Consider the following 22742-nt stretch of genomic DNA (forward strand, 5'->3'; position numbering starts at 1 on the left):
ACATACCCAGAATGTCGTAGGATTCCGCCGGCGAAGGCCCGCGCCGTGATCGGGTTCACCTGGGGCCGCTTGTATCCTGAGCCCATGAGCTATGCGCCGCCCTCGCAGTCGTCGCTCCGGTCCGAGGAGCACAAGCCGGTGATCCCGTGGGCGCTCTGGGATGCGGGTGCCTCGAGCTTCCACGCCGTGATGACGACGTTCGTGTTCAACGTGTACCTCACCAGCGAGCTATTCGGCAGCAAGAACCAGACATCCCAGGCACTGTCCATCGGACTAGCCGCAGCAGGGCTGATCATTGCCGTAACGGCCCCCGTCACCGGCCAGAGAGCGGACCGGGGCGGGTCCCGTCGCACAGCATTGGCCGTGACCACCGCCGCGGTGGCCGTCTGTGTGGCCCTGTGCTTCTTCGTCCGTCCGGACCCGGCTTTCTTGTGGCTCGGCGTCGGACTGATTGCCATGGCCAACGTCTTCAGCGAGATCGCGACCGTGCATTACAACGCCGTCCTTCCCTCCATCTCGACCCCCCGCACGGTGGGACGGGTCTCCGGCCTGGGGTGGTCCTTCGGCTACTTCGGAGGCATCGTCGCCTTGGTCATTGTGCTCTTCGGATTCGTCTCTCCCGGCCTCCTCGGAATCCCCGAGGACGATTCGCTGAACCTTCGCGCCGTGGCGCTGTTCTCCGCGATCTGGTTGGCCTGTCTCTCCCTCCCGATTCTGCTCCGTTTTCCGGGAGCCACCGCGCCCGAGAGCGGCTACGGTTCGGCCACGGGCCGGACAGTCTCCGACCACAAGGAATCATGGGTCGACTCGTACCGACGCCTCGGACGCACCATTCGACGTCTGTATCGCTATGAACCCGTGACCCTGAGGTTTCTCATCGCTTCGGCGGTCTTCAGAGACGGGCTCGCGGGCGTGTTCACCTACGGAGGTGTGCTGGCTGCCGGGACTTTCGGTTTCTCCACGAGCCAGGTCATCGTGTTCGCGATCGCGGGGAACGTCGTCGCCGGTCTCGGCGCGGTGATCGGAGGCCGCCTCGACGACGCGCTGGGACCCAAGCGAGTGATCATCGGTTCGCTGTCTGGGCTGCTGATCGCGGCGGCACCATTGTTGTTGGTGCAGGGCCCAGGACTCTTCTGGGTCTGCGGTCTTGCGTTGTGCGCATTCGTCGGACCCGCCCAGTCCGCCTCGCGCACCTACCTGTCCAGACTGACCGAGCCAGGCGACGAGGGAGAATACTTCGGCCTCTACTCCACCACGGGACGTGCCATGAGTTTCCTGGCCCCCGCACTGTTTGCCCTGTTCGTGGGCCTCCTCGGGGACCAGGTGTGGGGCATTCTCGGAATCATGATCGTTCTGGCCGCAGGTCTGGCCCTTGCGGTGCGGCTTCCAGCTCGGCCTTGATGTCCTTGACGAAGGCAGAAATGTCCTCCGGTCCCCGGACCGGGCCTCCGGCCAGCAATCGGTCTGCTCCGAGCAGTACCCCCGATGGTGTCGCCCGCATGCCCATCAGGTCATCCAGGAAGTGCTCGACGTCGTACAGCACCGAGTCCCACAGTTCCTCGTCCACCACGCTCTCCAAGGCTTCTTGACGGGCGAAGGTCACCAGGTGGACTTCGACCGCGGGAGACAACTCATCGCGCCATCTCCGGGCCGAACGGATCACCTCCGTGCAGGACCCGCATCCGGGTGAAACGAGGAGAAGAAGCCGCGCCCGGGTCGCTGCCAGACGTGTCAGAGCCACCCATTCCCCGTGGGAGTCCTTGAGCACGATTCCTGGGATGGGACGGCGCACGTAGTCGTCGTTTTCCGGATTCGGGAGGTCGACGTCGCCATGAGGGCTGGATGCCGTCACCGGCCCGGGAGCGACGCCTTCCTGGCCCGGGTGCCGGGATTCGTGAGCAGCCCGGCGTGCTTCTGCGGCGCGGCGCGCTCCCGGCGCGATCGAGAGGAACAGGGTTCCACTCGCTGCCGCGATTCCCAGAATCCAGAGAAGGTCCGACCCGGAGAGGGACGCCACGAGTTCAGGCACGGAGACCCGGAACGAGGCAGCCAACCAGAGAACAGCGAGCAACAGGAACGCGGTATTGCGCCAGAGGGTCCAATGGGTCACCGGCTCGGCGTTGGCTCTGCCGAAACAATTGCACGAGACGGGTTCGTCAAATCCCAGCGCACGGTAGATCAGAGCCCAGTAACTCACGAACAAGGCGAACACGACCAGCGCCGCGATCGGAGCGGTCCGTCCCGGAGAACACAGGAGAACAAGACCCAGGACGACTTCACCCCAGGGGAACATGCGTTTGATCCAGCCCCGGTCCAGCAACGGTGGAACACCCAACTGCTCGAAGGCCGCGGACACACTGCCTCGGGCACGCAATTTCGAAATCCCCGATATCCCGAGCACGACGGCCAGGATGATCGGCGGAGCAAGAAAAGCTGTCATGGTTGCTCCTTCGGGTCACTGAGTCGGGTTGCGGTACTGGACGGGTTCGAAGCGACGAGGCCGCCGTCCTCGAGAATCGTGTCGAGAACGGCGTCGAAAGCCCCCGGCGGTGGGGGCCCGTAGATTTCGGACAGCCTTTCTTCGAGGTGATGCCTGCTTCGGCCGGCTCCGGCTTCGATCCACAGATCCGCGCCGAGCTGCGAATAGATCACCGTACGCTCCGGGTGCATGAGGAGCATCCCGTGGTCGGTGACGATTCCGCAGGTCCCGACGCTCCGCGAATACAATCGCTCCGATCCTGATGGCTCCCGAACGACCATGTCGGGCCGGTCGGAGCGCGGGAGATCGTGCCGCGCCGGTTCCACGGGCGCGGACCCCGCGATGTATTTCCAGGGCTCGGCACCGGCGTCCCGTCGGGTTTCGAGAAGGTCTGCGAGGAGCTCGGGCAACTGCGAGGAATCCGTGTAGGTCACGGCGTCGATTCCGCCGAACCGATCCGCCAATTCGGCGAGCCTCAGCAGGCCGTCTCTCGTCCGCGCCAGCCCGGAGGACTGTTCCGCGAGAACCTGCAACGCTTCCAGCAGTGGCAGACGGCGCAGCCCTGCCGCCGCCGCGTCCTCGTGCGGTCGGCTCTCGGCGTCGACGCGGTCGAGAACGACGACTCGCGCGAGCTCCGGGCTCAGGGATGAGGCCGGGTCGTGGTGCCGCAGCCCAAGCGCCGACGCAGCAGTTTGGGTTTTGGGCTCCCCTGGTTTCTCGATGATCGACAACGGTTTCGGATACGGCAGAACGACCAGAGTCTCCGGGTCGATCGCGCATGTTTCGTCGCTGAGGTACACCCATCCCGCCCGGGCAAGGGCACGCGAGGCTGTTGTCTTACCGCGCCCGGAAGGGCCGACGAGGGCGATCACCTGGCCGGTTTCGGGCCGCATCAGGGCCGCGGCGTGAAAGAGGTGCATCCGGCCGATGTGTCGGCGGATCAGTTCGAGCGTGACCAGAGAGGTGAATTCCTGGGCGACACGGGGAACGTCGGCGTCGACCGTCAAAACAGGCACCTCACGACCCCCAACGGCCGTCGCGGGCACGGGATTCTTCCGGGCCGCGAGAACAATGCTCACGTGCTCGGGGTCCCGCACAGATGAAGGCTCCGGGGCCGGGCACACTTCACAATCGGTCCAGGCGGATACCAAGGTCTCGATCAGCCTTGGGGACACCCCCGGACCCGCGAAAACATCGACGACCGCCCCCATAGCCCTCATGGTGAACACGAGGGTTTCGGTCATTGTCCGTATCTACTTCTCGAAAACGTCTGTCGTATGGAAGTTCTGGTAGCTGCGGGACGCCGTCGGGCCTCGCTGACCCTGGTAACGGTTGCCGTAGGTCCCGGAGCCATAGGGATGGTCAGTGGGCGAGCTGAGGCGGAAGAAGCACAGTTGGCCGACCTTCGACCCCGGCCACAGCAGAATCGGCAAAGTCGCCATGTTCGACAGTTCCAGAGTCACGTGTCCCGAGAAACCGGGATCGATGAAACCCGCGGTGGAATGGGTCAGCAGGCCGAGACGGCCCAAGGACGATTTCCCTTCCAGGCGGGCGGCGACGTCGTCGGGAAGGGTGACCTGCTCGTAGGTCGAGCCCAGCACGAACTCCCCCGGGTGCAGGATGAACGGCTCGTCCGGTTTGGTCTCGATCAATCGAGTCAGCTCGGGCTGGTCCTCACGAGGATCAATGTACGGATACTTGTGGTTGTCGAACAGCCGGAAGTACCTGTCCAAGCGCACGTCAATACTCGCGGGTTGCATCATCGCCGGATCATAGGGATCCAGCTGAATGCGTCCGCGGTCGATGTCCTGGCGTATATCGTGATCTGAAATCAGCACGGTTAAAGAATAAGACATGCTCGGAGTGAACCTGCCACCGGTTCGCACCGCTTCCGATGATGCGCTACGATAATTTCTGGTCCTTTGAGGATCATGCGGCTGTAGCTCAATGGTAGAGCGCACGCTTCCCAAGCCTGATACGCGGGTTCGATTCCCGTCAGCCGCTCCCATTCCGCCGATCCAATTCCACAAGGTCAATTGATCCCGTGCCACACGGCCGGTGAGTGATCGGCAACGACGACGGGCCGCAGAGGTTTCTGCGGCCCGTCGTCGTTTTCCATGGGCCCGGCCCTGGAAGAACATGCCGAAGCGCTCAGTGCCCCTTGCCCAGGAGCCTGGACCCAGGCCCCAAACCTGGGACTCGCCGTTCAGCCGAGCAGGTTGGTCCTGGCACCTGGTTGCTGGGCAGGGTCTTCTGGCTTGCGGAGCAGGGCCACCAGGAAGTTGGAGTCCGGGCCCAACGGTTCGAGCTCCCAGGTCGACAACCTGAGGTCCACGTCCAGCCCGGCGCTCTCCACGTCCCGGAAGAAGTCGTCGAAGAGATATCCTCGGCCAGCGCCGAACCCGACCGCTGCACGTCCGCCCGGCGTGAGGGCGCGCCCGAAGCCTTCCAAAACCGCCCGGCGTGTGGACGGAGCAAGAAAAGTCATCACATTGCCCGCGCAGACCACGGTATCGACCGCGCCCAGGAATTCGGCCGGCATCGCCGTTTCCAGGTCGGCGAGGTCACCGGTCAGCCAAGTCGCCTCCGGGTGGTCGATGCGGGCTTGGTCGATGAGTTCGGGATCGACGTCGATCCCGATCACCTGGTGTCCGCGGCGTGCGAGTTCGCCGCCCACACGGCCCGGTCCGCACCCTGCGTCGAGAATGGTCGAGCCTCGCGATGACATGGCGTCGATCGTCCGGGCTTCCCCGTCCAGGTCGGCTCCCTGCGCGCGCATCGTCTCGAACCGTTCGATGTACCACCGGGAGTGACCGGGGTTGTTCTTCTTCTGGACTTCCCACAGTGAAGGTTCGCGCATGCGTCGAGTCTAGCCTGCCCCGTGGGTCAGTCCTTCGCTGGCCCCGAAGACCTCGGGCCAGACACCCAGGACCACAATCAGTGCCAGGAACACCAGGCCCATGACCGCGATCAGGGTCGACCGGAAGGCCGGGTGCAATTCGTGCCACGAGACGAGGCCCTTGTGCTTCGCGGCCAACTCCGTGACGTTGATCGACGAATACACGGTGGTCTGGGGCGTGACCTTTCCGGACAGGGCCCGGAGCGTCTTGGCGTCCCAGACACGTCCGTCAAAACGCATCAGGGATTTTCCTTTGGGGCCCGTGAACCACAGTCCGGGGATCCCCCTGTACCTCAGCCGTGCCCATGCGCCGTCCCCAGCCGAGAGGGCGGCCTTGGGCCTCAGCCTTTCCACGAATATCGTGTGCTCGATGCTGTCTCTGGCCACGGCTTTCCACCCGAAGAGCCGCCCTCTCAGGACGTGAGTTTCGGTGATGACGGCGACGGCGGGTTTCAGGATCGAGTACACGGCAGCGGCGGCCACGACTTCCATGACCAGAACCACGATCACGAAGGCCGCTGCCGGGCGCTTGAAGTACAGGATCGCGAGCAGAGCCACGGCCAGCAGGACGGTGGGCAGCACGGCAAGGATCCTGCGCCCGTAGGAGTGAATGCGCGGATAGAAACCTTCCTCGAGCCGACCGTACTTCGCGGGAACATCCCTTACGTTTTCTGCCATGATCCCCAGCCTATTCGATGCCTGCTCCGTGGCTTCCGACACCCTATATGCTGGTACCCATGTTCCCCCGCTCTCCCGTAAACCGAGCACTGGCGACATTTTGCGTCGGGTTGCTGGCGACGGCGGGTTTGGCCGTGGCTGCCATGGCCCTGATTTCGCACTATGCGTTCGGACCCACGGCCCCGGTCAGAAGCTACATGCAGGCCATCCAGAACGGGGACGGCGGCAAGGCCATGGACCTGATGAACGCCGATGTTCCCGATTCGAATGGGGCCATGCTGAACGGACGGTCGCTCTCCGAGGCGACACGCACCCTGGACCATCTCAGCTACAGCGTTCACCAGGGGTCGGAGGATTCCGCGGTCGTCACGGTCGAGTACAGGCTGAACGGGGCGACGTCGAGCACCGAATTCCCCGTTCACCGGACAGGGGTCCACGCGGGGTTCTTGGAGGACTGGTCCATCGATTCGCGCACTCTGCCCACCGTCAAGGTTTCGACACCCGGGGTGGAAACCGCCACGGTCAACCGGCAGAAGGTTGGCGTGCAGGGCGGAGACCAGAACTTCGCCGTCTTCTACCCCGGCGTCTATACCGCGGAATACACATCGTCCCTGGTGACAGCGCCCGAGACGACAACCACCGTGACGGATCCCGAACCCGGCCACGACGATTCGAACAAGGCGTCGCTGTCGCTTAAACCCGCGCCGAGCCAACACGCCAAGGACTCCATCAAGTCCCAGGTCTCCGGGAAGCTCGACGAATGCGCCCGACAGAACACCCTGTATCCGAAGGGATGCCCCTTCGAATATGAATTCCCCGGCCGCGTCCAGGGCGACGTGCACTGGAACATCAGTGAGTACCCGGATTCCTCGGCCACCGTGGATCAGCAGGGGCGATGGAAACTGACAAACCCCAAGGGCAAGGCCCAGATCGAGTTCCAGTCCCTCGATCTCTACACGGGAAAGGTCAGCACCGTGAAAAAGACGGTGCCCTTCCAACTGAAGGCCGCGTTACAGGTCAAAGGTGACCAAGTCGTCGTCAACACCCACTGAACCCGTACTGGCTCAGTTCACGCCTCGCAGGTCCAGGGTCATGGTGTGTTCATCTTCCTCGTTGCCCGTCACGCGAACCGGTATCCCCCAGTCCTGCTGGTAGAGGTGGCACGCCGCGTGATCGGGGATTTCCCCGCCGGGTTCGCCGTCACAGGCTGCCGCGCGAGCGGTGACGTGCAGGACGGCGTCGGTGATGTCTGGGTTCAACGTCAACGTTCGTGTGAGGCCCTGTTGCGCGCCGGATCCCTCGACGATGAATTCGGGAGGAGTCGCCGAGACTTTCAACTGCGTGGGATCGCCCCAGCGATCGTCCAGTTTCTGGCCGGTCGGGGCTGAGAACCGAGAGACGATCTCGAGCGTGTCCCCCGCCAGCAAGGACGGCGGACGCTGCGTCTGAGACGCTCCTTCGTCGACCCTCTGGGCCTCCTTCGGGGTCGGGAGCCGAACGACTTGGTGCGCGTTGGCCTCGACCACGAGCAACAACGGATCGTTGCCTTCTCCGCGGTCTTCGAGCAGAACATCGGACGGTTCCGCGAGGTCGCGGGCCAAGGTCGTCAGTTCTTTCGCTACGGGATCCCAACGGCGGACCGCGCCGTTGTAGGTGTCAGCAATGGCCACGGACTGGTCGGGCAGAACCGCGACTCCCAGACAGTGCTGCAACCGGGCTTCCTCGGACGAACCATCGCGGAAGCCGAAGTCGAACAGTCCTTGTCCCACGACCGAGGTCACGGTGGGTCCGCCCTCGTCGAAGGCGATCTTCCGCACGGCCGACGTCTCGGAATCGGCGACCCATACGGTTCCGTCCGGCGCCTGCGCCAGACCGGAGGACTGCGCGAACCACGCGTCGGCGGCGGAACCGTCGAGGAGGCCTTCTGCACCGGTTCCGGCCAGCACCTGGACGGTTCCCGTCACGGGGTCGAAGGAGAAGATCTGGTGGGTGCCGGCCATGGCGATGACGAACGCTTCGATGGCATCCGACCAGAGAATGTCCCACGGTGAGGACAGCGAAACAGTCAGGGGGTCGGCCGCAGGGTCGATGACATTGGGGTCGCCGGTGCGAGCACCCTCGGCGTCGAGCAACCTTTGGACACCGTTGCCGGCGACAGTCGAGACCTTGCCGGAGCCGAGCTCGATTCCGCGCAGACGGTGGTTGACGGAATCGGCCACCACGACGTCGTACCCAACGCTTTCCCGGAGCTTTTCCGGAACGATCGCGAGGCCCTGTGGTTCGTTGAACCGGGCGTCGTCCGAGCTTCCGTCCTGATAACCCTTGACGTTGCCGCCCCAAGTCCGCAGGACCTTCTCGAGGGACGAATCGAGCTCGACCACGCGGTGCCGGCCAGTGTCCGTCACCAGGTAGGTCTGGTCCTCGGCGTCCGGCGACCTCAGCTCGGCCGGGAGAGCATTGATCTTCCCGGGAAACGACAGCACGCCCTCTTGCTTGGGTCGCGGAACATAGGGGCCGCTCCCCCGGTGCAGTGTGCCTTTGGCCTCGTGTTCCTCGGCGAGCTCGTGAACCAGCGACACCAGCCCTTGAACGTGTCCCTCGCCGGAAAGGTGCGCGACGACATAGCCCTCCGGGTCCACGACGACGAGGGTCGGCCATGCTCGCGCCGTGTAGGCCTGCCACGTGCCCAGTTCTGGGTCGTCCAGAACCGGGTGGCGCAGGTCGTAACGGTCCACGGCTGCGGCGAGCGCCTCAGGATCGGCCTCATGCTCGAACTTCGGGGAATGGACTCCCACTGTGACGAGGATGTCCGAGAACTCGTCCTCGAGCGGACGCAGTTCGTCCAGAACGTGGAGGCAGTTGATGCAGCAGAAGGACCAGAAGTCGAGGATGACGATCTTTCCGCGGAGGTCGGACCACGTCAGTTCTTTCCCACCGGTGTTCAGCCAATTGCGGCCGGTCAGCTCCGAGGCGCGTACACGGGGCGCGCGTTCAACCATCGAATCCTCATTTCTGTGTGGGCGCGGCCCGCTGGGGCCGACTGCGCGGATGCTTGCGGAAAGAGTAACAACCGGCGGGACGGAGATGTTCCTTGTGTCGCCGTCGCGTCATTCACCTGTGTGCAGACGTCATATTCGAACACATCAGGGTTCATTGTGGATGGAACTAGCGACGATCTCTCGACGAGGAAGTGCCGTCTTCGTTGAGGCGTTCGAACATCTCGTTGTACGCCTCCAGTTCGGCGTCGCCATCTCGGTCGGCCTGGCGGTCGATGCGTTTGGCCAGGCGACCGTCGGCAATGGACCACTGCACACCAACGACCACGGCGATCAACATGGTCGGGATCTCGCCCATACCCCACATGATCGAACCGCCGAGCTTCTGGTCCCCGAGCGCGGAGAGGCCCCACGGACGCCCGACGTTGCCGAACCACGAAGCCTGCAACAGCGCATTGGAGCTCATCAGCGCGATACCCACGAAAGCGTGATATCCCAAGGTCGCGATGAGGACGACGAGGCGAATCGCGTACTGCGGACGACGCGGGATCGGATCGATTCCGATCAGAACCAAGAGGAACATGTACCCGGTCATCAGGAAGTGGGCCATCATGAATTCGTGGCCCACGTGGAAACGCAGGGCGACCCCGAACAAGGGGGTGAAGTAGAAGATCACGATCGATCCCGCGAAGTTCACGGCCGCAACGATCGGGTTGGTGACAATCTTCGCCCAGGTCGAATGCGTGAACCACAGGATCCACTCGCGCGGCCCGCGAGTACCGTCCTGTCGCGGTTCCAACGCTCTCAGGAACAAGGTCACTGGGGCCCCCAGCACCAGGAAGATCGGGATGATCATCGTCAGCAGCATGTGCTCGACCATGTGCGCGGAGAAGAGAACCCGCGAGTAGACGGGCAGTGAGCCCGACGTCGCGAAGGTCAGGAATGCGAGGCCCACGATCCAGGAGACCAGTCGCAACGGGTTCCAGTTGCCGCCTCGGGACCTGACTTTGAGAAAGGCCCAAGCGTAGAACCACACGGCCAGAACCGCGACGGCGACCCACAGCCAGTCCCAACGCCACGTGGTGAACCATGTGGCCGTCGTGGGTTCACCCGGCATTTCGTACCAGGTGATGATGCGTGCGGGGGACGCGTCAGGTTTCAGCTCCTCCGGAACGGGCGGTGCGCTCCGGGAGAGTGTCACGGCAACACCGGACACGGTTCCCATGATCACCAGCTCGGCCAGGATCACCTGCCAGATGCCGCGGAAGGCACTCACCGCCCCCGACTCGATCCGCGGAATCAGATACAGGCGGTGTGCGGCCCCGGCGATACCCAACAGGAGGGTGAGCACCGCCTTGGTCACGATCAGGGCCCCGTACGTGGTTCCGAGATCGGAGAGACCGTAAATGCGGATGTCGGCGTTGATGATTCCCGAGAACAGAACCATCACGAATCCGGCCAGTGCGACGGCCGAGTATCGCCTGAGCACGACCACGGCCATGGGGGCTCGGCGGTCACGTGCGCTGAGAGCGCCGCGTTTCTTCTGCGGTACCGTGCCCGTCCCGGCGTCGGGCCCTGAGAGCTGACGGGACAGGTAGGTCAGGACGACGAGGCCCCCGAACCACAGGCTCACACCCAACAGGTGAAGACCGAGCGAGTTGACGGCCCCCATGTGGTCGTCACCGCCCGAGGAGTGACCGCTGAGGGCAAGAGCCACGAGCGCGACCATGGACAGCCCGAGGGTCAGCAGAAGACCGAGCAATTGCCGCACCGCGAAGATCAAGGTGGTCACCACGGCCGCAACAACGATGATCGTCGTCTGCTCCTGGCCGCCCGCGATGCTCTGCATGTAGCTGAGCAACTGACTCGTGAAGGCCTTGTCGCTGCTCACGGCGGTTCCGGCGACATCGGCGTAGGAAAGAATCAGCACCGCAACTGCTGCGATGGTCCAGGTCATGGACGCGACGGCGCCGAAATTCAGCGCGGCAACGAACGGAGGGTACTCATCGGTCGCGGAAGCCTCTCTGTCCCGGATGCCCTGCGCTTCGTCCGCGGTGGCGTGGGCCAGGTCCTCGCTGGTGGAATACTCCGAATCGGCTATCATTCGGCCACTGCTTCGCCGGCGACCCGTGCTCTTTGCGTCGGCAGCGTAGCGGGGAATGAAGAACACCGTGAACACCAGCGCACCCATGGTCGCTGCCATGGAGATGTTGTGGATCGACGTCGCGACAGGCAGAGCCCACCGTACGAATGGCCCGGGGTCGTTCAGGCTCGTTCCTGCCGCGGTACCCGAGAGAATCAGCGACACGACGAGGAACACGAGGGTCGCGCCCGGCACCACGAGCAACCACGGGCGGTGGAGTCCTCTCGCGAGTCCCTGTGGTACCTCCCGCCTCGGCGCGGTTTTCCGACCGCCGGCCTTCGGCTTGCTGCTCGTCATCAAATCCTCGGTTCGAAAAGTGGGTGAAGTCGTTGCCTTGCCCCTCCCTCCGGGGCAGGGACAAGGCAGTTTCGAGCGCTACGTCTCGAAAAGGAAGTCCCCGATGAATCCGCTCTGGTCGCATCCCGGAGGAATCGCGAAGACTGCGGAACCGATGGGGACGGTCCACGTGTTGAGCATGTCCAGTTCGGCCAGTCGTTCCTGGATGGGCACGAATTGTTTGACCGGGTCAGCCTGGTAGGACGCGAAGATGAGCCCTGTTCGGCTCACCCCACCCTCGGACGATCCGGACTGGGACAACCCGGACGCATTCGAGACCGGCAGGTCATAATTGTACGGCCGTCTCAGGATGCGTTCGACCGGACTTTGGGCCGTCGCCCGGCGAACGTGCGCGTAATCCGCGACCACGGGGAAACCCACCGGGGTCTTGGCCGTCAGGTCCACCGGGTCGGTCTCCTTCGTGCCGGTCAGGGGTGCGCCGTTGGAAAGTTTTCTTCCGACGGCGTCCTCCCGCCCAGGATTGTCGACTTCGTCCCACGTGTCCAGGTTCATGTGTATTCGCCGGATCACCAGCGAGGTTCCACCCTCGATCCAGGGTTCCAGTCCGTCCGCCGATCCGTAGACGACGTCGTCCATGCTCGAGTCCTCGGTGCTGGGGTTGATCGTTCCGTCGACCTGACCGAAGAGGTTCCGCATGGTAGTCCCCTTCTTCAGGGATCCCGCCGCATTGCGAAAACCTTCCTGGACCCAGTGGACTCGCCCGAAGCTGCGGATTTCCTTGAGCAGCATGCGCTGGGCGTGCGCCAACGTCATTCTGTCGTCGCAGCAGATCTGCAGAAGAAGATCGGCCGGCCCGTATTCGTCGGTCAGCCGGTCGATCTTGTCAAAAGCCGGAAGCGGTTTGAGCCAGGACGGTTTGGCCCCGGGATTGGCCAGGTCGAAGATTTTTTCCCCGAACCCGAAGGTAATCGTGAGATTGGCAGAGATGCTCGCCAATTCGGGTTCCTGGTCGTTGATCGGCCCTTTCCCGGACGTCAGAGACGCGGCGTCGTCGGTGAGGATCCGAAGCATGCGCCGGACGTCCGACGACGTCGTCCCCTCCCTGAGACGAAGCCCGATGAAGTTGCCGTACGCGGGAGCCGGCGTCGCGACGCCGGCCTGACGCTTGCCGTGGAACGCCACAGTCGAGGCCGCAAGCGAGGTACCTCCCGAAGCGGCCTGGGGGTTTCCTGAGTCGTCCGAGGCGTCCGAAGAGCCGTGGTGGCCGCCGCGGCGGGCGAGCGAGACGCTCGCCCCCGCGGCGGCACCGACGGATGCAGTCGCCCCGCCGACGAGCAGATTCCTACGGCTCCACAACCCACGGCGTGGAGCCGGATCCTTCGTGCTGTCGATCATGGGCTCGTTCCCCTACGATGAGCAGCTGGGCAGCTTGCTCGAACTCTCGCTCATTCCGCCCATATCGTGGTCGGAGTGCTCACCCATGTCGTGACTGGAATGCTCACTCATGTCGTGACCGGAGTGATCGTCCGGAGCCTGGCTCGAGTCCTGTCCGGCCGACGATCCGGATCCTTCCGCCGGGTCGTAGTTCTCCTTCGCACCGCTGTAATCCCGGATCGGGGCATCGATGTCCATGCTCTTCCCGTCCGCGGTCTTTACGGTGACCTTGATGCTGTCGCCGGCAAGCAAGGAGCACTTCAGATCCATGAGCATGATGTGGTTGCCCCCGGGCTTGAGCTCGATCGACTTGCCCTTACCGATCGTGAACCCGTCTTCCTTCTCCTTCATGGACGAAGCCCCGGTCTTCGGGTCGGTCACGGTTTCGTGCAGCTGGGTCTTGCCGGCCGCCTTCGTCTCGGCGGACACCACAGTGACGTCGTGGTCGGACGTGTTCTCCAGCGTCCCGAACACCGCAGTCATGCCGGAATCAGCCGCCTTGGCCCAGGGATCCTTGACGGACAGCCCGGCCCCGGAGCCCTTCGCTTCGGAGGAGGCCGAGGCCGAACTCGTGCTGCTGGCGTCCTGAGAGCCCCCGCATCCGGTGAGGGCCAGGGTCGCACTGGCGGCGAGAACAGCAGGCGCCAGGAGAATGCGTGTCTTCTTGAAAATCGACATTGTTCCTACCGCCCTTCGTCGTTCTTCTTCGCGCGGACCCGTGCGATCAGGAGCGCAACGACGGCCAGCACGCCCACGGCGATGACCGCGCCGATGAGGGCGCTCACCCACACAGGAAGTCCGGAATCCTTGGTCTCCGAATCGCTCGAGCCGGCATCCGAAGAATCGGAACCACCGCTCGAATCGGAAGAAGCTTCGTTGCTGGGCTTCGCCTGGTCGCCGGAGCCTCCGTCGCCCACGGTGAAGTTGTAGACACCTTCGATCGGGTGGCCGTCCTGGGAGACAACACGCCAGGCCACCTTGTAGGTCTCGTTATCGGCGTCCGACGAGATCTTCTGGGTGACGTCCTTCCCCTCGACGGTCGTCTCTCCGTTGCTCACGGTCTTGCCGTGCGAATCCGTGACAACGACCTTATTGCCGTTGTCGACCTGGGTGATGTTCCCGGAGAAGGTCAGGGTGACGTGATCCGGGGCTGTGCTGACCGAGGTGTCCTGGGCGGGATCGGACTGCACGAGCTGGTCGTGGGCCTGGGCGGCCGTGGGGCTCATCAGGAGCGCGAAGGCCGCCAGGGCGATCATGGTGGGAATGGTCATGGCGCGTCGGAGCGCCACGGCACGGGTCGTTGTCTTTTTCTTGATGGGTTCGGCAATAGCCATGGTCTTCTCTCTTGTGTCGCTGAGTGCTCCGGGCACGGCAGGGCTCAGCGCCCCCGGCAGGACCCGGAGTGATTGGTTTCAGACGGAAGCGAGGAGAGAAGGCGGACCGCGCAGAGGCACCGGTCCGGCGTAGGCCTTCCTGACGAGCACACGGACCGTGCGACCGACCGGCAGCGGCCGGAAGACCGGAGCGATTGACTTCGCTCGGGGAATCGAGGAAACGACTCGGTCCAGGCCGAGGCGGATGGCTTGTGACAGCGCCGCCAGTGCGGCATCGCCCCGGCGTATCGCGAGGTAGGTCAGCCAGGCCGCCGCGAGGTGTGTCGTCACCATGGTGAAGGACATCCCGGGCGCGTGCCCACTGACGGTCGCTGTCAGGGACCCGGTGCCGTGCATCATGTGATGACTGTGCGCGGGCATCGCTTCCCCGCCGGTGGGCGCCATGACGACGCCGTGGCCCGTCTGCGCGAAGAGCCAGTGGAGGATCCCCTGGGAAGAGACGACGCTCAGGATCGTGGAGAAGGCCGAACGCCGGACTCCACACAGGAGTACGCACGCCAGGCCGGACAGCGCCCAGCACACGGCGACGAGTGACGCCGGTGGGACGTGCCCCATCGCGAGAACGTGTGAGACCACGCCGGAAAAAGTGGAGATGGTAGCCAGGGACCAGCCCCGGACGAGACGCGGGATACGGTGCGACGCAGCGCGAGAAGCCACAACGTCCACCCCCTGAGCCCCTCCGTGCGAGGCAGTCGACCGGGACGACGCGGTCGCGTCGCCCCGACCAGTCTACCAACGGTTCTGTTCATCCCGACCTGCCTGTCAGCGCAATCACTCGGCTCACACGGACGAGGCCCGACCCCTGAAAAGAGAAAGGCCCCGCATCCCTGGTTAGGGATGCGGGGCCTTCAAGCGTCTGCAGTCGGATGACTACTTCTTGGCAACAGCTGCCTTCAGCTTGGAACCAGCGCTCAGCTTGACTCCGTGGCCGGCGGGGATCTTGATGGCCTCGCCGGTCTGGGGGTTACGACCGGTGCGTGCTGCACGATCGGTGCGCTCCACGGACAACCAACCGGGAATGGTGATCTTCTCGCCCTTGGAAACCGAGGATTCGAAAACCTGGAAAACAGCATCCAGAACGCCGTTGACGGCGGCCTGGCTCATGCCCGACTTCTCGGCAACCTCGGAAACGAGTTCGCTACGGTTCTTAGCCATATCTGTGTCCCTCCTGAGACTTGAATTTTCTTGGCTCCAGCCGACTATACCGGCCTACACCCGAAAAATTACCAGCTTGACTTGGTAATTCCCGGCAATTCGCCCCGATGCGCCATCTGGCGGAAGCGGACGCGGGAGATACCGAACTTCTGGAAGGTACCGCGCGGACGACCATCGATCTGATCGCGGTTACGGATACGGATGGGGGAAGCATTGCGGGGAAGCTTCTGCAGACCCAGGCGGGCCTCCTCGCGCTCCTCCGGGGTTGCGTTCTCGTCCACAAGGGTCTTCTTGAGGGCGGCACGCTTTTCCGCGTAGCGCTCAACGATGACCTTGCGCTGCTCGTTACGAGCGATCTTGGACTTCTTGGCCATAGCTCTTAGCGCTCCTCTCGGAAATCGACGTGCTTGCGGACGACCGGGTCGTACTTCTTCATGACCAGGCGGTCCGGGTTGTTGCGGCGGTTCTTGCGGGTCACGTAGGTGTAACCGGTGCCGGCGGTGGACTTGAGCTTGATGATCGGACGAACGTCCTTGGTATTCGATGCCATGCTTAAATCTTCTCCCCGCGTGCAAGGATGTCGGCTACGACGGCGTCGATCCCGCGGCTGTCGATGACCTTGATGCCCTTGGCGGACACGTTCAGCGTGACATTGCGGCGAAGGGACGGGACCCAGTAGCGCTTCTTCTGAATGTTCGGATCGAACCGACGCTTGGTGCGGCGGTGCGAGTGCGAAATGCTGTGTCCAAAGCCGGGAACAGCTCCGGTCACCTGGCAGACGGCTGCCATAGTTTCTCCTCCAAATGTTGACACGATGACGGTGCGCAGTTGTGGCTTCCACGAGGGCTGCCTTCCGAGCGCTCCGTCACCTACTTAGAGCACCGGGTTATTCGCCGGGACAGAGTGTGGAACAGGCGCCTGCGTGAGATTTTCAGGCCCTGCCCCCGCCGCGGGATAACGGTGAAGCTTTATTCGGTGCCGAGAGGTGGACTCACCACTACGACAGCGTTAAATACTATGGAATTGGCGCACCAATCGCAACCTGCGGTCCGCGGAACATGGCCTTAATCACCGGATTCTGACGCCGCGCCCGGCTCGGATTCGGTCACCGTCATGCTCTGCAATTCCGGGTATCTGGGTGACATCGAGTCCCCCGACGACGTTCCTCGCAGCCTCCGCCCGACCCAAGGAAGAGCGAATTCTCGGACCCATTCGACGTTCGCTCTGGTGGTCTGGACGCGCGAAACCTGTCGCATCTGCGGCAAGGGCTCCAGCCCCAGGTCCACCGCCGGAGTCACCTCGAGGGCCTCCAGGACCTTGCCCGCCAGTTTCCTGTGACCGCGGGTGTTCATGTGCAGGCGGTCCGGAGCCCAATACCGGGAGTCCGAGAATTCCTTGCTCATGCGCCAGTAGTCGACCAGGATCAGCCCATGACGATCCACGATTTCCCGGAGCAACTCGTTGTATATTGCGGCGCGCCCACGGGTGCCCTTGAAGACTCCGTAGAAGTTCTTGGCGTCGAATCCGGTGAACGTCAGCACGTGCGCGCCGCTCGAACGCAACCTTGAGATGGCGTCCTCATAGCCGACCATCATGTCGTCGATGTCCACGCTGGGTCGCAGAATGTCATTGCCGCCCGCGTAGATGCTCACGAGGGTCGGCTCGAGCGCGAGGGCGGCATCGATCTGCTCATCCAGGATCGGCGCCATGGTGCGCCCCCTGATGGCGAGGTTCGCGTACGTCGTCCGGGGGAAGCGGAGCGTGAGCTGTTCGGCCACCCGGTCGGCCCACCCACGGACGCCGTTGGGACGGTCGGCGTCGACGTCCCCGACGCCTTCGGTGAAGGAGTCGCCGACGGCCACGTACCGAATGGGGGCCCTTTCTGTGCGGTCCTCGGACCCCTCCCGGTTGGCGTCGGACATAATTCTCCCTACGATGCGACCTACGTTGTTTCCGGACCTTTCCTCATGTCGGAAAGCCCCTCGTCATTGACGTTATGCCTGCGTGCAACGCATCGCAATACGGACGGTTCCGACGCCGTCGGGATCAGGACTCGGCGTGGCCCGCCTTCCAATAGCCCATGAAGGAGATGCTCGACTTCGGGATTCCGGCTTCGTTGGCGCAGACGCGCCGGGCCGCGCGCACGACCGAGGCCTCCCCGGCGAGATATACGTATGTGCTTCCGGGGTGGTCGGCCGTCTGCCACACGAATTCCTCCGCGGGGAGCCTGACCCCGAGAGGACTGTCGGCGTCCTCCTCCTTGGGCTCGAGCTCCAGGATTTCGCGCAGGGCCTGAAGAGTCAGTGCCCCACGGACGCGGTTTTCTCCCCGCTCCAGCCAGTGGAGTTCGACGTCGCTGTTCTCACGTGCGCGAGACAGGAGCGGCTCGGCGTGCTCGACCAAATCGCCGTTGCCTTCCGGAACTTCGAGCAGAAAACGGGCTTTGCAGCCCGTGGGGAGCGTGCGCAGAACCGACATGGCCGCGGGAACGGCCGTTTCGTCCGCGCACACGATGACGGTATCGGCCTGCTCCGGCTTCCACATGGCCCAGAGCTGCCCGTCCCGGGGCGGACCGATGAAGCTCAGGCCGTCTCCGACCCGAGCGGACGAGGCCCACGACGCTCCGGGCCCCATGGCCGGCGGTTGGCCCTCTTCGCCCGCGCCCTCGGGGGGATGAAGGACGAAGTCGACATCGATTTCCACACCGTTCTTGCCCTCGGCCGAGATCCAGGGTCGCGAATCCCGCAACGTATAGGTTCGAATCCACCCACCGCGCTCCTCGGGCGACGCCGCGAACCACTCTTTCCGCCACGCGTCGTGAAGATCCGGGACCACGGGGTCCGTGCGGTCCGGGTGCGGGATAAAGAGCTTGATGTACGAGTCCAGGACCTGCTCGTTGCCGTCGCCGGCGGGAGCCGCGAGCCGGCTCAGTTGCTCGGAGGCCAGGCTGATTCGCACGAAGTCGCGGCTCAGCTTCTTCGCGGAGGTGACCTCCACTTGGAAGAGCTCCATGGGAATTCTGCTCACGACATTTCCTTCCTTGGGCTGGGGACGACGACGGGTGAGCCGCTCGCATCCGGTGACACGACGGCGTCAAGGCCGAAGACCTCCGCCAGGTTGTCCCGGGTGAGGACCTCTGACGGCGCACCGGACATCATGATCTGCCCCTCCTTCATGGCCACCAGGTGATCCGCACACCGCGCGGCGAGATTGAGTTCGTGGAGGACGAGCAGCATGGTCGTGCCGCGCGACCGGTTGAGACGGACCACCAAGTCCAACAGGTCCACCTGGTGAGCGAGGTCCAGGTACGTGGTCGGCTCGTCGAGGAGCAACACGTCAGTTTCCTGGGCCAGTGACATCGCGATCCAGACGCGTTGACGCTGACCACCCGAGAGCTCGGCCACCGGCTGGTCGGCCAGTTGCTCGGTGTGCGTCGCCTCGAGTGCCCAGGCGACGGCGGCGTCGTCCTCGCGCGACGCCTTGGAGAACATTCCCTGATAGGGATATCTCCCGCGAGAGACCAGATCCGCGACCGTGATGCCGTCCGGGGCGATCGGGTGCTGAGGCAGGAGGCCGACCCTCCGGGCGAAGTCGCGGGAACCGTATTTGGAGACGTCCTTCGAGTCCAGGCGGACTCGACCGCCCGCAGGCTTGAGCAGCCTCGAGAAGCCGCGCAGGAGCGTGGACTTGCCGCACCCATTGGGACCAATGATCGCGGTCACCTGCCCCGAAGGAACCTCGAAGTCCAAGTTCTCGACGATGTTCCTGCCCCCGTAATTCAGGGTCAGGGATTCGGCGCACAGGCGGAGGCTCTGGGCCGGTTTGGACGTACTGGTCATGATGGGAGCCTGGGTCGCGGTCATGGGATCAAGACCTCTCTTTCTGGGCTGCGGCGACAAGCCAGAGCAGGATGGGCGCACCCACGATGCCTGTCACGACGCCGACGGGGAGTCGACCGCCCGGAATCAAGTTGGCGGCCACGAAGTCTGCGAGCACCACGATGATCGCGCCAATCAGCGCGGACGCGGTGAGGGAATGCTTGCCGCCAACGCATTTCCGGGCGATCGGACCGGACACGAAAGCGACGAAAGTGATGGGACCCGTCATGGCGACGGCGAAGGCCACGAGCAGGACGGCCAGGACGACGTAGAGCCACCGGGTGCTCGCCACAGGGACGCCCAAGCCCGACGCCATCTCGTCCCCCACTTCGAGCGCATGGAGGTTCCTGGAAAACAGCGCGATCAGCGGCAGCACGATCACCAGGACGAGACCGAGGACGGAGATCCGTTGCCAGGAGGATGATCCGAGGGACCCGGTCAACCAGATCGCGGCGTCGGCGGCCTTGTAGATGTTGACTCGGGACAACAGATAATTGGTCAGGGCGACGGCCAGAACGGAAATTCCCAGACCGATCAGGATGAACCTGTTTCCGACCATGCTCTCCCGCTGCACCGAAAGCCCGAAGATCACCGCAACACATGCGACGGCTCCGATGAGGCCGCCTGCCGCCATGCCCGTTCCGGCAGCGCCGAACATCGAGACGGCCACCACGGCCCCGAGGCTCGCCGAGGTGTTGATCCCAATGATGTCCGGGCTAGCGAGCGGGTTGCGGAGGAGGAGCTGGAAGACCGCGCCGGAGCAACCGAAGGCCAAGCCCGCCAGAGTTCCGAGGACGGCGTGAGGCAGTTTGTCCTGCAAGACGCTGAATTTCGCGCCGGCCGCCCCAGGAATGGAGTGACCGGCAAGAATCGAGAAGAAGTCGGGGATCGCGACCGTGTAGGTTCCGAGAAGAACGCGGATCGCGAAGACCCCCACCAGCCCGATGGCGAGGGCGACGACAATGGCCACCGGACGAACGCTCCTCCGCCGACGCAGGAATCCGACCTCGCGTCGGACGGCTTCTGCCGCCGGGGCATCCGGTCGCTGATCGGTTGCGGTGCTCACAAGTTCACCGCCTTCCGGGTACGGATGAGGTAGATGAAGATCGGGACGCCGACGATCGCCATGGTCACGCCGACCTCGATCTCCGTGGGAGGCAGGAGCACACGCCCGACCACGTCGGCCCACAGCAGGATCACGGGGCCGGCCCCAAGACTGAGCGGCATGATCCACCGGTAGTCGGGCCCGAGGACGGCACGCAGAGCATGAGGAATCATGAGGCCGAGGAATGCGATCGGTCCGGCCAGAGCGACGGCCGCTCCGCAAAGGAGGGTGATGCCCACGAAGATCACGAATCTCTTGAGGGCAACCTTTTCTCCGAGGGACTGAGCCATATCGTCGCCCAGGGCGAAGTTGTTGATCGAGGAAGCGAGACCCACCGTCAGCACGACGCCGATGACAACCAGTGGCAGAACGGACACGAGGTCCCCGTAGGTCGAACGGGACAGCGAACCGATCTGCCAGTGGCGGAACTCGTCGAGAGTGTCCTGGCCCTGCAGGATCATGGCGTTGGTGATGGACATCGCTCCCGCGCTGAATGCGGCCCCGACCAGGGCGAGCTTGACCGGCGTCGCCCCTGATCGCCCGATGCTTGCGATCGAGTACACCAGAACGGCTGCGAGGGCGGCACCGATGACCGCCCACACCGCGTAGGTTCCGGCGCCGGAGGCGCCGACGGTCGCGATACCGACCACGACCAAGCAGGTCGCACCGGAATTGATACCGAGAATCGCCGGATCACCGAGGGGGTTCCTGGTGACACCCTGCATCGCCGCACCGGCGGCGGCGAGCACCGCGCCGATCACGATTCCGATGACCGTGCGGCTCAGGCGGTTGGCCATGAGGACGGATTCGGAGGAACCTGCATCCGGGTGCAAGAGGGCGCGTCCAGCGGTGACCGGGTCGACCGGTTTGGACCCGATGAGCAGGGACCCGATTACGGCGACGACGAAGAGTGCAAGCACGCCGACCAGGACCAATCCCCTCCGGGACCGGCGCCTGACCGGCGTACTCTGCCGAACGGATTCGACGGCTACGGACATCAACCCTCGGAACTACTTCTTGCCGTTCGACACGGCGTCGGCAATCTTGTCGATGAAGTCGGTGTTGTCCACCAACCATTCGATACCCAAGGGGGTATTTCCCATGCCGAGCCCGTTCTTCTGGTCGTAGTCCAGAACTGCCGCGTCCTTCGCGATCGCGGGGATCTGCTTGAGGACGTCGTTGGACTTGATCTTCTCGACGTCGTCCTTGGACTCGACCCAGGAGTAGATCATGTCGGAGGTCAGCTCGGAGGCGCGTTCGTTGGACCACGTTCCGTAAAAGGTGTCGGCCTTGACGGACTCGGCGGCCTCCGAGTTCTTCATGCCGAGGCTCTCGAGGAAGTTCACCCGCCCGTCACCCTGGGTGTACACGGAGATGGTCGGCTGGGCCTCGGAGACGGACAGGTTCGAAGCGACGAACGTGGCGTCCTTGATCTGACTGTGCTTTTCGCCGGCCTCGCTCAACTTGGACTCGACCTTCTTAACGACGTCATCGGCTGTGGACGAGCGGCCGAGGGCCTTGCCGATGGTCCTGGTCGAGTCCTGCCACGGAACCGCCCAGCCGTCCTTGTGGTCCTTGGAGTAGACCACGACGGGAGCGATCTCCTTGAGCTTGTCGAAGGTTTCCTGGTCCATGCTGCCGACCGCTGCGAGGATCAGGTCCGGGGAGAGCTTGGCAATCTCCTCGAAATTGGTCCCATCGGTCTCCGAGAACCGGGTCGGCTGATCGCCGCCGAGCTCCTTGACCTTGTCATCGAACCAGTCGGTCGAATGGTTCTTGTTCTCGCCCCACCCGACGTACCCGGAACCGATGGGAATGACGCCCAGCGAGAGCGCGATCTCTGCGTTGATCCAGCCGAGACCAACGACCTTCTTCGGCTCGGAGTCGATCTTCGTCTCGCCGAACTGGGATTCAAGGGTCACGGGGAACGCATCGGGATCTGCCGACGAGCTGCCGCCGGCCGCGGACGAATCCTTTCCGTCATTGGAGCCCGTCGAGCATCCGGCCAGGGCGAGCGCCGCGGCGGACGCGGCGGCTGCTTTCAAGAAGGTGCCACGGGAAATGGAAACCATAATGTGATGTATCTCCTAAAAAGGTGGGGCTGCGGCAGATCGGGGGAATCGATCGCCTGTCCCCCTGGGGTGCGGGTGTTCGTGACCGTCGGGTGCGAACTCGCCCCCAACATAAGGCAAGCCTCATCATACTATGGCCCCGCCCGAATTAGGACAGTCATTTGTGAGTGAATCCATGCCATCAGTCGTGACGGCCCCGTCCTCGCCGCAGG

The 22742-nt window shown here is 64.0% G+C and carries 23 protein-coding genes and 1 tRNA gene; 3 read left to right on the top strand and 21 right to left on the bottom strand.

Annotation, left to right across the window (positions count from 1 at the left end; genetic code table 11):
• Positions 1–84 precede the first annotated feature (84 nt).
• Positions 85–1401: an MFS transporter gene (locus AB0Y14_RS05370; protein ID WP_436588172.1), complete on the top strand. Its 1317-nt coding sequence runs from the start codon at positions 85–87 to the stop codon at positions 1399–1401.
• Here the strand turns inward: AB0Y14_RS05370 and AB0Y14_RS05375 are convergent.
• From AB0Y14_RS05375 to dcd, 3 genes are read right to left on the bottom strand one after another with little or no spacing between them, the layout of a single operon-like run.
• Entirely contained in the window at positions 1343–2440 is a 1098-nt protein-coding gene (locus AB0Y14_RS05375; protein WP_436588173.1) for a MauE/DoxX family redox-associated membrane protein, read from the bottom strand. The genes AB0Y14_RS05370 and AB0Y14_RS05375 overlap by 59 nt on opposite strands.
• Complete coding sequence (locus AB0Y14_RS05380) at positions 2437–3723, bottom strand: hypothetical protein (protein ID WP_436588174.1); 1287 nt, start codon at positions 3721–3723, stop codon at positions 2437–2439. Before AB0Y14_RS05380 ends, AB0Y14_RS05375 begins: the two co-directional genes overlap by 4 nt.
• A gap of 9 nt (positions 3724–3732) precedes the next feature.
• Positions 3733–4317 carry a dCTP deaminase gene (dcd, locus tag AB0Y14_RS05385; protein WP_436588831.1) on the bottom strand — a complete coding sequence of 195 codons (585 nt, stop codon included), beginning with the start codon at positions 4315–4317 and terminating at the stop codon, positions 3733–3735.
• Positions 4318–4412: 95 nt separating this feature from the next.
• Between dcd and AB0Y14_RS05390 the strand changes: the two genes are divergently transcribed.
• Positions 4413–4483: transfer RNA gene (locus AB0Y14_RS05390), tRNA-Gly, on the top strand.
• Between the two features lie 202 nt (positions 4484–4685).
• On the opposite strand, the gene AB0Y14_RS05395 is transcribed toward AB0Y14_RS05390, so the two are convergent.
• Both AB0Y14_RS05395 and AB0Y14_RS05400 read right to left on the bottom strand, forming a co-directional pair.
• Entirely contained in the window at positions 4686–5339 is a 654-nt protein-coding gene (locus AB0Y14_RS05395) for a class I SAM-dependent methyltransferase (RefSeq protein ID WP_436588175.1), read from the bottom strand.
• A 9-nt stretch (positions 5340–5348) separates the two neighbouring features.
• Positions 5349–6056, bottom strand: coding sequence for a hypothetical protein (locus tag AB0Y14_RS05400; RefSeq protein WP_436588176.1), 708 nt, complete (start codon positions 6054–6056; stop codon positions 5349–5351).
• Positions 6057–6115: 59 nt separating this feature from the next.
• On the opposite strand from AB0Y14_RS05400, the gene AB0Y14_RS05405 reads away from it, so the two are divergent.
• Positions 6116–7108 carry a hypothetical protein gene (locus AB0Y14_RS05405; protein ID WP_436588177.1) on the top strand — a complete coding sequence of 331 codons (993 nt, stop codon included), beginning with the start codon at positions 6116–6118 and terminating at the stop codon, positions 7106–7108.
• A gap of 12 nt (positions 7109–7120) precedes the next feature.
• Here AB0Y14_RS05405 and AB0Y14_RS05410 read toward each other — a convergent pair whose 3' ends face one another.
• From AB0Y14_RS05410 to AB0Y14_RS05485, 16 genes are all read right to left on the bottom strand, one after another.
• On the bottom strand, positions 7121–9055 hold the full coding sequence (locus tag AB0Y14_RS05410; RefSeq protein WP_436588178.1) for an NHL domain-containing thioredoxin family protein: 1935 nt from the start codon (positions 9053–9055) through the stop codon (positions 7121–7123).
• A 166-nt stretch (positions 9056–9221) separates the two neighbouring features.
• A complete protein-coding gene (locus tag AB0Y14_RS05415) occupies positions 9222–11492 on the bottom strand; it encodes a cytochrome c oxidase assembly protein (RefSeq protein WP_436588179.1) in 2271 nt (756 codons plus the stop codon).
• Positions 11493–11570: 78 nt separating this feature from the next.
• Positions 11571–12887: a Dyp-type peroxidase gene (locus AB0Y14_RS05420; RefSeq protein WP_436588180.1), complete on the bottom strand. Its 1317-nt coding sequence runs from the start codon at positions 12885–12887 to the stop codon at positions 11571–11573.
• A 12-nt stretch (positions 12888–12899) separates the two neighbouring features.
• Complete coding sequence (locus AB0Y14_RS05425) at positions 12900–13604, bottom strand: copper chaperone PCu(A)C (protein ID WP_436588181.1); 705 nt, start codon at positions 13602–13604, stop codon at positions 12900–12902.
• Positions 13605–13609: 5 nt separating this feature from the next.
• Complete coding sequence (locus tag AB0Y14_RS05430; protein ID WP_436588182.1) at positions 13610–14260, bottom strand: copper resistance CopC family protein; 651 nt, start codon at positions 14258–14260, stop codon at positions 13610–13612.
• Between the two features lie 78 nt (positions 14261–14338).
• A complete protein-coding gene (locus AB0Y14_RS05435) occupies positions 14339–14896 on the bottom strand; it encodes a hypothetical protein (RefSeq protein WP_436588183.1) in 558 nt (185 codons plus the stop codon).
• Between the two features lie 294 nt (positions 14897–15190).
• The gene (locus tag AB0Y14_RS05440) at positions 15191–15475 is read right to left on the bottom strand and encodes an HU family DNA-binding protein (protein WP_129314580.1); all 285 of its coding nucleotides are present in this window, start codon (positions 15473–15475) and stop codon (positions 15191–15193) included.
• A 68-nt stretch (positions 15476–15543) separates the two neighbouring features.
• On the bottom strand, positions 15544–15849 hold the full coding sequence (gene rpsN / locus AB0Y14_RS05445; protein ID WP_129656619.1) for a 30S ribosomal protein S14: 306 nt from the start codon (positions 15847–15849) through the stop codon (positions 15544–15546).
• A 5-nt stretch (positions 15850–15854) separates the two neighbouring features.
• A complete protein-coding gene (gene rpmG / locus AB0Y14_RS05450) occupies positions 15855–16025 on the bottom strand; it encodes a 50S ribosomal protein L33 (RefSeq protein ID WP_030015328.1) in 171 nt (56 codons plus the stop codon).
• 2 nt (positions 16026–16027) lie between these two features.
• Positions 16028–16264 carry a 50S ribosomal protein L28 gene (gene rpmB, locus AB0Y14_RS05455; RefSeq protein ID WP_129314578.1) on the bottom strand — a complete coding sequence of 79 codons (237 nt, stop codon included), beginning with the start codon at positions 16262–16264 and terminating at the stop codon, positions 16028–16030.
• A 275-nt stretch (positions 16265–16539) separates the two neighbouring features.
• Complete coding sequence (locus AB0Y14_RS05460; RefSeq protein WP_436588184.1) at positions 16540–17397, bottom strand: SGNH/GDSL hydrolase family protein; 858 nt, start codon at positions 17395–17397, stop codon at positions 16540–16542.
• Positions 17398–17521: 124 nt separating this feature from the next.
• A complete protein-coding gene (locus AB0Y14_RS05465) occupies positions 17522–18502 on the bottom strand; it encodes a siderophore-interacting protein (protein ID WP_436588185.1) in 981 nt (326 codons plus the stop codon).
• On the bottom strand, positions 18499–19314 hold the full coding sequence (locus tag AB0Y14_RS05470; protein ID WP_436588186.1) for an ABC transporter ATP-binding protein: 816 nt from the start codon (positions 19312–19314) through the stop codon (positions 18499–18501). The genes AB0Y14_RS05465 and AB0Y14_RS05470 overlap by 4 nt, the downstream gene beginning before the upstream one ends.
• 28 nt (positions 19315–19342) lie before the next feature.
• The gene (locus AB0Y14_RS05475; protein ID WP_436588187.1) at positions 19343–20419 is read right to left on the bottom strand and encodes a FecCD family ABC transporter permease; all 1077 of its coding nucleotides are present in this window, start codon (positions 20417–20419) and stop codon (positions 19343–19345) included.
• Positions 20416–21456, bottom strand: a complete 1041-nt coding sequence (locus AB0Y14_RS05480) for a FecCD family ABC transporter permease (protein ID WP_436588188.1) — start codon at positions 21454–21456, stop codon at positions 20416–20418. The genes AB0Y14_RS05475 and AB0Y14_RS05480 overlap by 4 nt, the downstream gene beginning before the upstream one ends.
• Before the next feature lie 12 nt (positions 21457–21468).
• The gene (locus tag AB0Y14_RS05485; protein ID WP_436588189.1) at positions 21469–22530 is read right to left on the bottom strand and encodes an ABC transporter substrate-binding protein; all 1062 of its coding nucleotides are present in this window, start codon (positions 22528–22530) and stop codon (positions 21469–21471) included.
• Positions 22531–22742 lie beyond the last annotated feature (212 nt).

Source organism: Rothia sp. HC945 (genome assembly GCF_051370785.1).
Classification (GTDB): Bacteria; Actinomycetota; Actinomycetes; order Actinomycetales; family Micrococcaceae; genus Rothia.